Genomic DNA, 13,846 nt, shown 5'->3' with positions numbered 1-13,846 from the left:
CCGAGAGCGAAGCCGCCATTGCCGCCGCCGCCGCCCACCGACTGGGCGAGGATGCCGATGGAATCGGTGCCGCGCGTCGTGACCTTGGCGTTTGCGATGTTGTAGGTGACCTCGTCTCCGTTGCCGGCCGCGCTGCCGCTGCCGCCCACCGAAACAGACACGATGCCGCCAAGCGCAAAGGCGCCACCGCCATTGCCGCCGCCGCCACCCACAGACTGTGCGAGGATGCCGATGGCCGAACGACCGTTGGTGTCGACCGTCGGACCGGTCGCGGCCTGGTTGACGTTGACCGCTCCGGCATTGCCGCCGGTTCCGCCGCCGCCGCCGATCGCGACAGCGACTGCCGGGGCGACCGACAGGGCAAAGCCGCCATTGCCGCCCCCACCACCAACCGACTGGGCCAGAACGCCATGCGCGCCGTCGCCGCTGCCGTCAGCGCCAGTTGTTATCGTGCCGCCGACATTGGCGATGACAGTCCCGCCCTTGCCGCCGCCGCCGGCTGTGCCGCCGATCGACACGATGCCGGCTGCGCCGCCGCCATCGCCGCCGCCGCCACCGATCGATTCGACCAGCATGCCAATAGCACCCCGGCCATCGGTGGTGATGTTGCCGGTGTTGGTACCGGTTGCATTGGCGCCATCATTGCCCGCGCCGCCGGTGCCACCGCCGCCGAACAGGCCGAAGGCGTCGCCGCCGCCACCACCGCCGCCGCCGACCGACTGTACGGCCATGCCGCTGGCGAAATCACCATGCGTTATGATGCTGCCCGAATTGCTGCCCGTGGCATTTCCGCCCAAAGTGGCGCCGCCGCCATTGCCGCCGCCGCTGACGACCCCGACGCCATCGGCGCCATTGCCACCCACACCACCTGCCGACCGCACCAGCATGCCATAAGAGGCCAATCCCGATGTTTCCACCTTGCCGGCGTTGCTTGCCGATGCGGTGCCGCCGGAAGCGCCATCACCGCCGTCACCAGCATCGACGCCGAGACTGACGATGTTGTCACCGCCCTGGCCGCCATTGCCGCCGCTGGCATTGGAGAAAATGCCGTAGGAGAAGTCGCCCGTCGTCGTGATGTCGCTGGTGCCAGACGCAACCGCGTTGGCGTTGCCGCCGGTATTGCCGCTTCCGGCGTCGCCGCCGAGGTTCGCGATCGCCGGAAGGGCGCCGCCGCCACTGCCGCCATTGCCACCGACCGCAGAAGCTTCGAAGCCATGATGTCCCGTGCCGATGGTCGAAATCACAGCGTTGTTGAGAATGTCGACGGATCCACCCACGCCGCCATTGCCGCCCTCACCACCATTGGTTTCAATGGGCGTTCCAGCCAGGCCTTCGCCGCCGTCGCCGCCATCGCCGCCATTGGCAGTGCCGACAAATCCAGATGCGTTGACGTTTATCTGCGGAGCGTTGTTTACGGCTCCAGGGGTCGCATTTGTAATCGATCCGCCGGGATCGCCATTATCGCCATCTGCGTCAAAGCCACCAGGTCCCCTGTCCGGAGCATCCGGGCCGTTCTCGTCTATGACGAACTGAGCATGCGCCGCCGGTATCGGCGGAAAACCCACCAGCGCGGTGGCGCCGAGGAGGACCATCAACCGTCCGGCAATCACACCTGGCCGGCGACGGCGACCCGAGCCAGACGCTTCTTGCGCACGTGCCACCGGACCAAGTTTGAACAAAGTCCACGCTTGCGCCGCACGAAGCGAACAAGGCGAACTGCCGGGCAGCGCTTGGCGGGCAAGCCCTGCTTGCTGGGATACCTCTGCCACATGGGCATTGGCAGCGTCGATACCGGAACCCGGAACCGCGAATGCGCGTTTGATGGCAAAGCCACCACGCTTTGAAAACAAAGCCATGCACTTACCCCCCGTTTTACGGGGGCGCGCCTCAATGCCTGCTTAAGGCGACGCCACCGCTATGCTCATGCAATTGCAATTGCAATTGCAATAAGGATGCCGGCACTGCGCAATAAGGTTCAATGCATTAAAACAGAGCATCCGCATTCCCACTTGCGGAGCTCTGACTCAATTAGAATACATTAACTTATGCCGGATGAAACCGAAAATTTACGTGCGGACACTGACTAAAGCCGCTGACGTTTCATAGTCGTCATATGACGACTATCTGCGGTTCACTGCTGGAATCGCAGAACAAAGCGATCGGACTGCCCGATTTCGTGATGCTCGACCCGCTGGCCATGGCATCGCCGCGCAAACGTCCTATATCAGTGGGCAGAGTTTTTTGCGCGGGAATGAGCGAATGTCGGCACTTCGGCCATCAACGATCTTCACAGTGGCAATGCTGGCCACGGCAGTGCTGGCGGGCGTTTGCCTGCCGGCTTCCGCGCAAGCGCTCAATTCCGCTACCGGCAACAATGCGCTGATCCGGCAGAACGACCTGCAAATCCTGCAAAACAGGATACAACGGCAGCAATATCAGCAGCAACAGCAGCAGTACCGCGCCCAGGACCGCCAGATCGTTCAGCAGCCGCCCCCGGTCGTGCAGCAGCTCAAGCCAAGCTGCCAGACCCAGATAATCGGCACCACCGCCGTGAGCAATTGCCGCTGACATCAAGGCGTTTTTCATTTATTTAGCCGACTTAGGTATTTCGAGTGTCTTTCGGCACATGCGAAAGTTTTGGTTTTGCAACGATGCCTTGTCGCGCTATGCGGCATTGCATCGACTGGATTGACGAATGGCAGCCACCAAGAAAAAGGCCGTACGCAAGGCAAAAAAGGGCGAGAGGATCCGCCAGGTGGCGGCTATTCCCTTTCGGCTGACCGCGCGCGGCGACATCGAGGTCATGCTGGTCACGTCGCGTACCACCAGGCGCTTCATCGTCCCCAAGGGCTGGCCGATGAAGGGCAAGAGCGGACGCAAGGCGGCCACCATCGAGGCACAGGAGGAAGCCGGCGTGCTCGGCAAGACGCTGAAGCAGCCGGCGGGCACCTATTCCTACTGGAAGCGGCTGGCCAATCGCTTTGTCCGCGTCGACGTCATCGTCTATCTGCTCGAGGTGAGCGAGGAACTGGCCGACTGGCAGGAAGCCAAACGACGCCAGCGGGCCTGGCTGGCGTCAGCCGACGCAGCCATGCTCATCGACGAGCCGGATCTTTCAACGTTGGTGAAGACGCTGAAGCTTCCTCAGCCTATGCAGGTGGACCAGGCGTAAAGCCTCACTCGCCGGGCTCATCGCTTTCGGGAAACGGCCGCACCGGCGTGCCGGTATAGGTCCACAGCCATTCGCGCGGCAGCGGCCCTTTGTTTCGCTCGGCCTGCTGCGACTGCTCCCAGGCATGCGCAAGGATGCCGACCGAGCGCGACAGCACGAAAAGCCCTCGCGTCAGCGCTGGCGGAAAACCGAGTTCGCCATAGATGACGGCGGTAGCGCCATCGATGTTGAGCGGTATTTTTTTCCTCTTGCGTCGCGCGACGTCCGCCTCGATCGCTTCTGCAATATCGACGAAACGTCCGTTGACGGCACCGCGTGCGGCAAATTCGCGGGTCAGTTCCAGCAAGCGCGGCGCGCGCGGGTCGACGGGATGGAAGCGATGTCCGAGCCCCGGCACATAGCCCTTCTCCTCGGCGAAGAACCGGTCGAGCCGTGTCGAGACCGCTTCATTCAGCGTCATCCCGGCATCGATTGCCACGGCAATGTCACCATAGAAGGAAAGCGCCTGCTCGCCGGCGCCACCGTGCACGTCGCCGAGAACGTTGATGGCCGAGGCCATGGCGCTGTTGATACCGACGCCGCAGGTTGCGGCCATGCGCGCGATGGCGATCGATGGCGCCTGCGGTCCGTGGTCGACGGCGGCTCCCAAGGCAATGCCGAGCAACTCTGCCTGGTCCTCGCCGGGCAGTTCGCCGCGCAGCATCAGCCAGATGACAGCCGGGAAGCTGACGCGGCCGATCAGATCCTGGATCTCGTAGCCGCGCAGCCGGATGACACCAGGCCGCATCTCGATGATGTCGGTCTGCCACCATTCCTCGCCGCGCTCACGGCCCGTCTTCTCCGTGTCGCTCATGCGCCTGCCTTTGTCTTGGCGCGGGGTGGCAGGTCGGCGAACACCTCGCCCATATGTTCGCCGAGCGCCGGCGGCGGCTTTGTCGGCAACGGCGCCTCGCCATCGACCATGAAGCCGCCGCGCAGAACGGTCAGCGGCTTGTCCATGCCGGCCACATCGTCGAAATTCGCGGTCACCCGGCGTTCGAGCACTTGCGGCTCGCCCAGCACTTGCGGGATCGTCAGCACCCTGCCGGCGGGCACCCCGGCGCGATTGAGCATCTCTTCCCAGGCAGCCGCCGAGGCGTCCGCCAGGGCGTCCTCGATTTCGACTTTAAGCGCCGCACGGTTGCGCTTGCGCGTCTCGCGCTCGGCAAAGCGGACATCGGAGGCCAGTTCCGGCCGGCCGATCAGCCGGCACAGCGCCACGAACTGCTCCTGCTTGTTGGCGGCGATGTTGACGAGCCCGTCGCCGGTGCGAAACGTACCGGAGGGTGCCGCCGTCATGTTCTCATTGCCCATCGGCTTGGGGTCGATGCCTGCGGCCAGATAGTTGGAAACCGGCCAGCCAAGCGCGGAAAGTGTGCATTCGAGCATCGAGACGTCGAGAAAGGCACCCTCGCCGCTCGTCTTCTGCCGCACCAGCGCCGAGGTAATGGCGAACGCGCCGACCAGTCCGCCAAGCGTGTCGGCCACGGGATAGCCGACCCGCAGCGGCGCCGTTTCCGGTGTTCCGGTGATGCTCATGATCCCCGACAGGCCCTGGATGATCTGGTCATAGGCGGGATTGTCGCGCATCGGCCCGGTCTGGCCGAAACCCGATATCGCGCAATAGACGAGGCCTGGACGGACCGTCTTCAGCGCCTCGTAACCAAGCCCCAGCCGATCCATCACGCCCGGGCGGAAATTCTCCACCAGGGCGTCGGCGCTGGCCACCAGATCGAAAAAGCGCTCGCGATCGGCTTGCTGCTTGAGGTCGAGCACCACCGACCGTTTGCCGGCGTTCTGCGCCAGGAACGATGCGCCCATGCCGGCGCTGTTCAGCTTTGGCGAGCCGCCGAGCTGGCGGGCCAGGTCGCCGCCTTGCGGCGCCTCGACCTTGATCACATCGGCGCCGAGCAGCGCCAGCTGATAGGCGCAGTAGGGACCGGCCAGGACGTTGGTCAGGTCGAGGACGCGGATACCGGAAAGCAATTCTGTCATGGCATCATGGATCGATCAGGCATCGCCGGGCACATGCTCCGGTCCGCGCCGACGCCGATGCTCGATGAAGGCCCAGATATGCGGGCCGGCAAGGCCGATGAAGGCGAGCGTCAGCAGCGTCAGCGACAGCTTGTGGGTGTAAAACACCGACCAGTCGCCATTCGAGATGGTCATCGCCCGGCGGAACTGGGTTTCGGCGAGCGGTCCAAGGATCATGCCGATAATGACGGGCGCGGTCGGGAAATCGAAGCGCCGCATCAGGAAGCCGGCGGCCCCCAGGAGATAGAGGATGACGAGGTCGATGGGCGATTGCGAAATGCCATAGGTGCCGACCGTGGCGAACACCAGGATGCCGGCATAAAGCTGCGGCGCCGGGATTTTCAGCAACCGCACCCACAGCCCGATCAGCGGCAGGTTGAGGATGACCAGGATGACGTTGGCGATGAACAGGCTGGCGATCAGCCCCCAGACGAGATCGCCCTGAGTCGTGAGAAGCAGCGGCCCGGGGTTGATGCCGTAGCTTTGGAAGGCCGACAGCATGATCGCCGCGGTCGCGGAGGTCGGCAGGCCAAGCGTCAGCATAGGCACCAGCACGCCGGCTGCGGAGGCATTGTTGGCAGCCTCGGGGCCGGCAACGCCTTCGATGGCGCCGACGGTGCCGAACTCCTCCTTGTGCTTCGACAGCTTCTTTTCGATGGCATAGGACAGGAAGGTCGGGATTTCGGCGCCGCCGGCCGGCATGGCGCCGATCGGGAAGCCGATCGCAGCGCCGCGCAGCCAGGGTTTCCACGAACGCCCCCACTCGGCCGCCGTCATGTAGAGCGAGCCCTTCAGCGGCACGATCTCGTCCTTGCCGGCATAGCGGCGCGAGGCCATGTAGAGCGTCTCGCCGACGGCAAACAGGCCGACCGCGGCAATGATGACATCGACGCCATCAAGCAGTTCGTTCGTGCCGAAGGTGAAGCGCGGCTGGCCGGTCTGCAGGTCGACGCCGATCATGCCGATGACGAAGCCGGCGAACAGGCTGGTCAGGCCGCGTACGGAAGACGAGCCGAGCACCGCCGAAACGGTGATGAAGGCCAGCACCATCAAAGAGAAATATTCGGCCGGACCAAAGGCCAATGCGAATTTGACCACCACCGGCGCCAGGAAAGCGACGCCCATCGTGCCGATCGTGCCGGCGACGAACGAGCCTATCGCGGAGGTGGCGAGTGCCGCGCCGCCGCGCCCGGAGCGCGCCATCCTGTTGCCTTCCAACGCAGTGACGATGGTGGCGCTTTCGCCGGGCGTGTTGAGCAGGATCGACGTCGTCGAACCACCATACATGGCGCCGTAGTAGATGCCGGCGAACAGGATGAAGGATGCCTCCGGCGCCACCTGATAGGTGATCGGCAAAAGCAGCGCGATGGTCAGCGCCGGCCCAAGACCGGGCAGCACGCCGATGGCGGTGCCGAGTGTGGTGCCAAGCAGGCACCACAGAAGGTTGACCGGGGTGAAGGCAACCGAGAAGCCATGTGCGAGATGTCCGAGCGTTTCCATGGCGTCAGCCCCTCAACATGGTGATGAACGCATCGATGACCGTGTTCAGCTGGTTCTCGATGAAACCGGCACCGATGTTGACGCCAAGCGCCCTGGCGAAGCCGAAATAGGCGGCCAGCGCCAGGATCAGGCCGAGCACTGCGTCACGCAGCGTGCGCTTGCTGCCGAAGCCGTAGCAGACCAGAACGAACATGATGACGGATGCCGCCGTGAAGCCGAGCGGCCGGATGAGCAGCAGATTGGCGATCAGGCCGATGACGACGAAGCCCATCGCCTTCCAGTCGGTCGGCGTCTCCTTTTCCTCCTCCGGCTGCCAGCCGCCGCGCAAGGCAGCAAGGATGAGCAACAGCGAAAGAACCACCAGGCCGAACATGGTGAGGTAGGGAAAGACGGTCGGGCCGACCTTGGAGTAGAGCGGCGACACCGGGATCGCCAGCGTCTGCCAGGCGACGGCGCCGGCGCAGGCCAGGAGCCCGATGCCTATCAACAATTCCGGCACGGCAAGGCGCCACGGCGCCGCCTGCTGGTCGCTGGTGCTCATCGGGATCCTCCCAAGATGGCCGGCATCCTCCAGCCGGCCGCATCCGCAGTTTCGCCGCATCATATGTCCATGCGGCAGGCGAGATGGGAAGGGGGCGGCACTCTAACCGCCCCCTGAACACATCAGGCGAGGCCGAGATCCTTGAGGATCGCGGTGATGCGGGCCGTGTCCTCGGTGAGGAATTTTGCGTAGTCGTCGCCAGTCAAAAGGATGGGCGTCCAGTTGCGGTTTTTGCATTCGGTTGCCCATGCATCGCTCTTGGCCATGGTCTCGATCATTGTGACCATCGCCGCCTTGTCGGCGTCGGAAACGCCGGGCGGTGCGAAGACGCCGCGCCAGTTGAACAGTTCGACATCGATGCCGGCTTCCTTCATCGTCGGTGCGTCGATGCCGTCCTGACGCTTGTCAGCCGAGATGGCGAGCAGCCTGAGCGCACCTGCCTTGACCTGCTCCGAGAACTCGCCGAAGCCGGAAATGCCGGCCGCGACCTGGTTGCCGAGCAGCGCCGACAGCGCCTCGCCGCCGCCGGCGAACGGCACATAGGAGAGGTTGGTTGCCGGAACGCCGACCGTCTTGGCGATCAGGCCGAACAGGATGTGATCGGAACCGCCTGCCGAGCCGCCGGCGACAGGAACCTTTGTCGGATCGGCCTTGAGCGCGGCGACGAAATCAGCGGCCGTCTTGAACGGTGACTCCGCCGGCACGACCAGGGCCTCGAACTCGCCGGTGAGGCGGGCGATCGGGGTGACTTGCGTCAGATTGTTCGCGGCCTTGTTGGCAATGATGGCACCAACCATGACCATGCCGGCGACCATCAGGGAATTGCCTTTGCCGTTCCACTGGCTGATGAATTGCGGCAGCCCGACAGTGCCGCCGGCGCCGCCGACATTGATGATCTGCGAACCAGAGATCAGCTTTTCACTGCGCAGCACCTGGTCGATCGTGCGCGCCGTCTGGTCCCAGCCACCACCCGGTGCGGCAGGCACGAAGAGCTGTATCTGGGGCGCGCCTTCGGCGTAAGCGGGAGAAAGATGCGACGTCATCAGCCCGGCACCCACGGCTGCGGTGCTCATCAAAAATCTGCGTCTGTTCAGCATGGGGATTCCTCCAAATCACGACACCTCCTCCGGTGCCCGCCAAAACGCGCCTGCATCCAGACCCGTCATCGATTTCAAGCAGATGTTACGGAGTTCTGTCAACGGAAACGATATTCTACTGGACAGAACGATTTGGCGGCGCGACAGAGTCGCGTCGCTCGGCTTTCTTCAAACTGGAACCGCTATGGACTCGCCAAGCAAATCGGCAGATGGGGAAATAGATCGCACCTCGGCGGATGGTGTTGCCGCGCTTGATCGGGCCATTGCCATCCTCGATGCCTTCACCGCGGATGACCGGTCGCTCAGCCTGGCCGAAATCGCGGCGCGCACCGGCCTCTACAAGAGCACCATCCTGCGGCTTGCGAATTCCCTCATGCGCGGACGATTGCTCGAGCGCCTCGACAATGGACGCTACCGCGTCGGACCCGCGACCTTTCGGCTCGGTGCGCTCTACCAGCGTTCGGTCGTGGCGGTCGATATCCTGCTGCCGATCATGCGCGATCTTTCCGAGCGAAGCTGGGAGAGCGTTGCCTTCTATGTTCGCTCGGGCGACGTCCGCACCTGTCTCTACCGCGTCGAATCCAAGCACCCGATCCGCTACACGATACGCGAAGGCGACGTATTGCCTTTGCTGCTCGGCTCGGGAGGCCGCGTGCTCGCAGCGTTTTCGGGCCAGCAGGGCGAACCGTACGAGACCATCCGCAAGACCTGCAACTGCCTCGCCGTGGGCGACCGCGACCCCGAGACGGGGGGCGTGTCGGCGCCGGTGTTCGGCCCGGGAGGCGTCCTGCTCGGCGCCTTGACCCTGGCTGGACCCAGCACGCGCGTCGACGCGGCATTTCTGCAGCGCATGAAGCGTCCGCTGCTCGAGGCGGCGGCCCGCGCCACCCGCGCCTTCGGCGAGGACGCCTCCATGCTCGAGCGGGCAGGCCTGGCAACGGACGCCATGCCGTAGAACACGTCCTCGTTGGAAGCCCCGCTCAAGTCAATTTGACCAGGCCACAGCGGTTCTTGGCGCGGCCCGCCTCGTCATCATTGCTGGCGACAGGCGCCATCATGCCGGCGCCGGCAGCTGTCAGCCCGCGGCTCAGGTCACCGCGCCAGCAGGATGGTCGGAGTGTCGTGATAGGTGGTCTTCACCACTTCCCGGTAACCGCACTTCGCAGCCACCCTCAGCGACGCGCCGTTTTCCGGATCGATGATGCAGACGGTCTTCTCGCGCCCGAAAATCTCTTCGCTCCACGACAGGATGCGGCCAACCACCTCGGTGGCGAAGCCCGCCCCGTGCACGGCCGGAACCAGCGCCCACCCGGCCTCGGGAATGCCTTCGATCGATGGTTCCATATCGCGCTTCAGGTCGTGAAACCCGGCCTCGCCGATGAAGCGTCCGGTCGCCTTCTCCTCGATCGCCCAGAAGCCATAGCCGAGCAGCGACCACAGGCCGGCGTGACGCAGGAAGCGCATCCAGCTTTCTTCGCGCGTGCGCGGTTTGCCGCCGATGAAGCGGGTGACGATGGGATCCGTCCACATCGCGGCATAGGTGTCGAAATCGTCCAGCCGGTGTGCCCGCAGGATGGTTCGCTTCGTTTCGATGACAGGAGCGCTGGTCGCTTGTGGATTGTTCATGGGATCTGCCTCGCACGGATCGTCAGCGCTTAGCAAATCGCCGGTGCTGCGCAAGGGCCAGGGCAACACGGCCCATCATCCAGCCGCCGCTATGGGAATTTTGCGCGACGGTGCTATTTTCACGGCAGGCTGATTCAACACCTGCCAGCGCGACCCTTTTTCAGGCGCTGGGCGGTGCCGTCAAACCCCGGGGAAAGAGCATGGACACCACCGATCTTGTGCTTGCGATCTTCCATCATCTGCTGGTGTTTTCGTTGGCGGGAATCATCGGCGCCGAATTCGTCCTGATCCGCGGCGATCTGGGCACTGCGACGCTCAAGAGGCTCGCCGGCATCGACCGCCATTACGGCATCATTGCCACGCTGATCATCGTCGTCGGCATCGGCCGCGTCTTCTATGGCCTCAAGGGCTGGGAATTCTACGTCCACAATTGGGTGTTCTGGGCCAAGATAGCGGCGTTCGTCGTGGTCGGCCTGCTGTCGATCATCCCGACCGTCCGCTTCATATCCTGGAGCAGGCAGGCGAGCGGCAATGCCTCGTTCCAGGTGCCGGCGGCCGAGCTTGCGTCCGTGAAGACTTACATCCGCGCCGAAGCTTTCATCTTCCTGCTCATCCCGGTCTTCGCCGCGGCGATGGCGCGTGGCTACGGCTATTAGGATGGCGCCCATCAGCAGTTTGCCGTTTGAGACGGTTGCAATCTGTTAATTTGCGCTAGTTGTTGCTCCATCTGCAGGGTGTTGAGAGGACCCCGCGCAGCGGTTGGAGATTTACGTATTGGGAGGAGATCACGATGAGAAGATTTGTCGCCACTCTGGCTGCTGCTGCGGCCGTCGCGCTTTATGGGTTCACTGCCGGCGCGCAGACCTATCCTGAACGCACCATCACCGTTGTGGTGCCGTTTGCAGCCGGCGGCCCGACCGACACGGTCACGCGCCTCGTCGCCGAAGCGATGTCGAAGGATCTCGGCCAGCAGGTCATCGTCGAAAATGTCGGCGGCGCCGGCGGCACGCTGGGTGCCGGCCGCGTCGCCAACGCCGAGCCGGACGGTTATACGCTGCTGCTCCATCATATAGGCATGGCGACAAGTGCGACGCTGTACAGAAAGCTCGCCTACGACACGCTGAACGCCTTCGAATATGTCGGCCTCGTCACCGAAGTGCCGATGACCATCGTCGGCCGCAAGGACCTGGAGCCCACCGACCTCAAGGGGTTGGTGGAGTACGCCAAGGCCAACAAGGATTCCATTACCGTCGCAAATGCCGGCATCGGTGCGGCCTCGCATCTGTGCGGCATGCTGTTCATGAGCGCCATCAAGACGCCGCTGGTCACCGTGCCCTACAAGGGCACCGGCCCGGCCATGACCGATCTTCTCGGCGGCCAGGTCGACATCATGTGCGACCAGACGACCAACACCACCAAGCAGATCCAGGGCGGCACCATCAAGGCCTATGCCGTCACCTCGCCGGAACGCCTCGATGTGCTGAAGGATGTGCCGACGACGGTGGAAGGCGGTCTCCCCGATGTGCAGGTCGGCATCTGGCATGGTCTCTATGCACCCAAGGGCACGCCGGCCGAGATCACCGAACGCCTGTCGAAATCGCTGCAGGTCGCGCTGAAGGACGAGAACGTCGCCGCCCGCTTCGCCGAACTGGGCACCAAGCCGTCGCTCGAGGCCGATGCCACGCCCGCCGCACTGAAGGCCAAGCTGGAAAGCGAGATCGCGCGCTGGAAGCCGATCATCGAAGCCGCCGGCCAGTACGCCGACTGAGATTTGAATAGGGGCGCCACCAGCGCCCCTATTCCGCTCGGCATCCGCTACCCACTGCGGGCTTGGAGAACCACCATGAAACCTTTCGCGATCGACAGGGCCAACGGCCTGTGCGCCGCCCTGTTCATCGGTTTCGGCGCATGGTTCGCGCTGCAATCGCTCGGTCTCGAAATCGGCACCGCCTTGCGCATGGGGCCAGGCTATTTTCCGCTGGTCCTGGCGATCGTGCTGATCCTGCTTGGCGCGGTCATTCTCGTCCAGGCCGTACGCGTCGAGGGCGAAGCGATCGGACACATTGCGTGGCGCGGCATGCTGCTCATCCTGCCTGCTCCGATCTTCTTCGGCCTGACAGTGCGCGGCCTCGGATTCATCCCGTCGATCTTCCTGACGGCGCTGATCGCGTCGTTTGCCAGCCGCCGCATGAAGCCATTGACCGCGCTCGTGCTGTCGGCCGGCCTGACGTTGTTTGCGTTCCTCGTCTTCAGCTACGCGCTCGGCCTGCCGTTCCGCCGCTTCGGCCCGTGGCTGGCCCCAGGGTTGGCATCGTGAGGCGATGAGCATGGATCTCCTCGACAACCTCGCGCTCGGCTTTTCGACGGCGACGTCGTTGACCAACCTCGGTTTCTGCCTGATCGGCGTCCTTCTCGGCACGCTGATCGGCGTCCTGCCCGGCATCGGCGCCACCGCGACCATCGCCATGCTTCTGCCCATCACCTTCCAGATCGGCGACCCGGTCTCCTCCCTCATCATGCTCGCCGGCATCTATTACGGTGCGCAATATGGCGGCTCGACCACCGCCATTCTCATCAACATGCCCGGCGAATCCTCGTCCGCCGTCACCGCGATCGACGGCTACCAGATGGCCAGGAACGGCCGCGCCGGAGCGGCCCTCGCGATCGCGGCCATCGGCTCGTTCTTTGCCGGCACGGTGTCGACGTTCCTCGTCGCCATCTTTGCCCCGCCGCTGACGGCGATCGCGCTGAAATTCGGCGCGGCCGAGTATTTTTCGCTGATGATCGTCGGCTTGGTTTCGTCCGTCGCCCTCGCCCACGGCTCTATCGTCAAGGCGCTGGCCATGGTCGTGCTCGGCCTGCTGCTCGGCATTGTCGGCACCGACATCTACACCGGCACGCCGCGCTTCACGCTTGGAATCCGGGAATATGCCGACGGGTTGAATTTCGTTGCGGTGGCGGTCGGCGTCTTTGGCGTCGCCGAGATCCTGCGCAACCTCGAAAACGAGGATGAGCGCTCCGTGATGATCCGCAAGATCACCGGCCTTATGCCGACCCGCGAGGACTTTCGGCGCATGGCAGCGCCCATCGTGCGCGGAACGATCATCGGTTCGGCGCTCGGCATCCTGCCGGGAGGCGGCGCGATCCTGGCAGCTTTTGCGTCCTACACGGTCGAAAAACGCGTCTCGAAAAACCCGCAGGAGTTCGGCAAGGGCGCCATCGAAGGCGTCGCCGGACCGGAATCGGCCAACAATGCCGGTGCGCAGACCTCCTTTATCCCGATGCTGACGCTCGGCATTCCAGCCAACCCGGTCATGGCGCTGATGATCGGCGCCATGATCATCCAGGGCATCGTGCCCGGCCCCAATGTCGCGACCGAACAGCCGGCGCTGTTCTGGGGCATCATCGCCTCGATGTGGATCGGCAATCTGATGCTGATCGTCCTCAACCTGCCACTGATCGGGCTTTGGGTGAAGCTGCTGACGATCCCCTATTACGTGCTTTTCCCGATCATCATGGCGTTCTGCTCGATCGGCGTCTACAGCGTCAACAGCAACGTCTACGACCTCTACGCCGTCGCCTTCTTCGGCTTCCTCGGCTATCTCCTGACCAAGCTGCGCTGCGAACCGGCGCCGCTGCTGCTCGGCTTCGTGCTCGGCCCGCTGCTCGAGGAAAACCTGCGCCGCGCCATGATCCTCTCGCGCGGCGACCCGAGCACCTTCTTGACCAGACCGATCAGCGCCGGCCTGCTGCTCATCGCGCTCGCCGTGCTCGTCATCGTCTTCCTGCCGGCGGTCAAGAAAAAGCGCGAAGAGGTGTTTGTGGAGGAGAGTTGAA

General features: G+C 64.0%; 14 protein-coding genes. 8 read left to right on the top strand and 6 right to left on the bottom strand.

From position 1 onward, the window contains the following. Window positions 1-410: 410 nt before the first annotated feature. From EOB80_RS34780 to EOB80_RS14555, 3 genes are all read left to right on the top strand, one after another. Complete coding sequence (locus tag EOB80_RS34780) at window positions 411-1,844, top strand: hypothetical protein (protein WP_206516811.1); 1,434 nt, start codon at window positions 411-413, stop codon at window positions 1,842-1,844. Window positions 1,845-2,259: 415 nt separating this feature from the next. Continuing rightward, window positions 2,260-2,568, top strand: a complete 309-nt coding sequence (locus EOB80_RS14560; protein WP_127270866.1) for a hypothetical protein — start codon at window positions 2,260-2,262, stop codon at window positions 2,566-2,568. A gap of 127 nt (window positions 2,569-2,695) precedes the next feature. Next, entirely contained in the window at window positions 2,696-3,172 is a 477-nt protein-coding gene (locus EOB80_RS14555) for an NUDIX hydrolase (protein ID WP_127328334.1), read from the top strand. A gap of 4 nt (window positions 3,173-3,176) precedes the next feature. On the opposite strand, the gene EOB80_RS14550 is transcribed toward EOB80_RS14555, so the two are convergent. From EOB80_RS14550 to EOB80_RS14530, 5 genes are all read right to left on the bottom strand, one after another. Then, window positions 3,177-4,025 (bottom strand): citryl-CoA lyase, encoded by an 849-nt coding sequence (locus tag EOB80_RS14550; protein WP_127270868.1) that lies wholly within the window; start codon window positions 4,023-4,025, stop codon window positions 3,177-3,179. Then, on the bottom strand, window positions 4,022-5,206 hold the full coding sequence (locus EOB80_RS14545) for a CoA transferase (protein WP_127328332.1): 1,185 nt from the start codon (window positions 5,204-5,206) through the stop codon (window positions 4,022-4,024). The genes EOB80_RS14550 and EOB80_RS14545 overlap by 4 nt, the downstream gene beginning before the upstream one ends. Window positions 5,207-5,221: 15 nt before the next feature. Further along, window positions 5,222-6,745: a tripartite tricarboxylate transporter permease gene (locus tag EOB80_RS14540; protein WP_023812558.1), complete on the bottom strand. Its 1,524-nt coding sequence runs from the start codon at window positions 6,743-6,745 to the stop codon at window positions 5,222-5,224. A gap of 4 nt (window positions 6,746-6,749) precedes the next feature. Then, entirely contained in the window at window positions 6,750-7,286 is a 537-nt protein-coding gene (locus tag EOB80_RS14535) for a tripartite tricarboxylate transporter TctB family protein (RefSeq protein WP_027037688.1), read from the bottom strand. Window positions 7,287-7,408: 122 nt separating this feature from the next. After that, the gene (locus tag EOB80_RS14530) at window positions 7,409-8,383 is read right to left on the bottom strand and encodes a tripartite tricarboxylate transporter substrate-binding protein (RefSeq protein ID WP_127320501.1); all 975 of its coding nucleotides are present in this window, start codon (window positions 8,381-8,383) and stop codon (window positions 7,409-7,411) included. 184 nt (window positions 8,384-8,567) lie between these two features. Between EOB80_RS14530 and EOB80_RS14525 the strand changes: the two genes are divergently transcribed. Further along, entirely contained in the window at window positions 8,568-9,338 is a 771-nt protein-coding gene (locus tag EOB80_RS14525) for an IclR family transcriptional regulator (protein ID WP_127328330.1), read from the top strand. A 137-nt stretch (window positions 9,339-9,475) separates the two neighbouring features. On the opposite strand, the gene EOB80_RS14520 is transcribed toward EOB80_RS14525, so the two are convergent. Further along, the gene (locus EOB80_RS14520; RefSeq protein ID WP_127328328.1) at window positions 9,476-10,009 is read right to left on the bottom strand and encodes a GNAT family N-acetyltransferase; all 534 of its coding nucleotides are present in this window, start codon (window positions 10,007-10,009) and stop codon (window positions 9,476-9,478) included. 200 nt (window positions 10,010-10,209) lie between these two features. On the opposite strand from EOB80_RS14520, the gene EOB80_RS14515 reads away from it, so the two are divergent. From EOB80_RS14515 to EOB80_RS14500, 4 genes are all read left to right on the top strand, one after another. Then, window positions 10,210-10,665 (top strand): DUF2214 family protein, encoded by a 456-nt coding sequence (locus tag EOB80_RS14515; protein ID WP_127328326.1) that lies wholly within the window; start codon window positions 10,210-10,212, stop codon window positions 10,663-10,665. Window positions 10,666-10,799: 134 nt separating this feature from the next. Next, complete coding sequence (locus EOB80_RS14510; protein ID WP_127320505.1) at window positions 10,800-11,777, top strand: tripartite tricarboxylate transporter substrate-binding protein; 978 nt, start codon at window positions 10,800-10,802, stop codon at window positions 11,775-11,777. Window positions 11,778-11,852: 75 nt separating this feature from the next. Continuing rightward, complete coding sequence (locus EOB80_RS14505) at window positions 11,853-12,326, top strand: tripartite tricarboxylate transporter TctB family protein (RefSeq protein ID WP_127328324.1); 474 nt, start codon at window positions 11,853-11,855, stop codon at window positions 12,324-12,326. A 10-nt stretch (window positions 12,327-12,336) separates the two neighbouring features. Further along, window positions 12,337-13,845: a tripartite tricarboxylate transporter permease gene (locus EOB80_RS14500; RefSeq protein ID WP_127328322.1), complete on the top strand. Its 1,509-nt coding sequence runs from the start codon at window positions 12,337-12,339 to the stop codon at window positions 13,843-13,845. The last annotated feature ends 1 nt before the right edge of the window (window position 13,846 follow it).

It is taken from the genome of Mesorhizobium sp. M7A.F.Ca.MR.245.00.0.0, assembly GCF_003997415.1.
Taxonomy (GTDB): Bacteria; Pseudomonadota; Alphaproteobacteria; order Rhizobiales; family Rhizobiaceae; genus Mesorhizobium.
Note: the sequence above shows the minus strand (reverse complement) of the source record. Positions and strands in the feature narration are given on the sequence as shown.

Coding starts and splice junctions, on each gene's coding strand:
- EOB80_RS34780 (WP_206516811.1), top strand. CDS start 411: ATGCGCGCCGTCGCCGCTGCCGTCAGCGCCAGTTGTTATCGTGCCGCC.
- EOB80_RS14560 (WP_127270866.1), top strand. CDS start 2,260: ATGTCGGCACTTCGGCCATCAACGATCTTCACAGTGGCAATGCTGGCC.
- EOB80_RS14555 (WP_127328334.1), top strand. CDS start 2,696: ATGGCAGCCACCAAGAAAAAGGCCGTACGCAAGGCAAAAAAGGGCGAG.
- EOB80_RS14550 (WP_127270868.1), bottom strand. CDS start 4,025: ATGAGCGACACGGAGAAGACGGGCCGTGAGCGCGGCGAGGAATGGTGG.
- EOB80_RS14545 (WP_127328332.1), bottom strand. CDS start 5,206: ATGACAGAATTGCTTTCCGGTATCCGCGTCCTCGACCTGACCAACGTC.
- EOB80_RS14540 (WP_023812558.1), bottom strand. CDS start 6,745: ATGGAAACGCTCGGACATCTCGCACATGGCTTCTCGGTTGCCTTCACC.
- EOB80_RS14535 (WP_027037688.1), bottom strand. CDS start 7,286: ATGAGCACCAGCGACCAGCAGGCGGCGCCGTGGCGCCTTGCCGTGCCG.
- EOB80_RS14530 (WP_127320501.1), bottom strand. CDS start 8,383: ATGCTGAACAGACGCAGATTTTTGATGAGCACCGCAGCCGTGGGTGCC.
- EOB80_RS14525 (WP_127328330.1), top strand. CDS start 8,568: ATGGACTCGCCAAGCAAATCGGCAGATGGGGAAATAGATCGCACCTCG.
- EOB80_RS14520 (WP_127328328.1), bottom strand. CDS start 10,009: ATGAACAATCCACAAGCGACCAGCGCTCCTGTCATCGAAACGAAGCGA.
- EOB80_RS14515 (WP_127328326.1), top strand. CDS start 10,210: ATGGACACCACCGATCTTGTGCTTGCGATCTTCCATCATCTGCTGGTG.
- EOB80_RS14510 (WP_127320505.1), top strand. CDS start 10,800: ATGAGAAGATTTGTCGCCACTCTGGCTGCTGCTGCGGCCGTCGCGCTT.
- EOB80_RS14505 (WP_127328324.1), top strand. CDS start 11,853: ATGAAACCTTTCGCGATCGACAGGGCCAACGGCCTGTGCGCCGCCCTG.
- EOB80_RS14500 (WP_127328322.1), top strand. CDS start 12,337: ATGGATCTCCTCGACAACCTCGCGCTCGGCTTTTCGACGGCGACGTCG.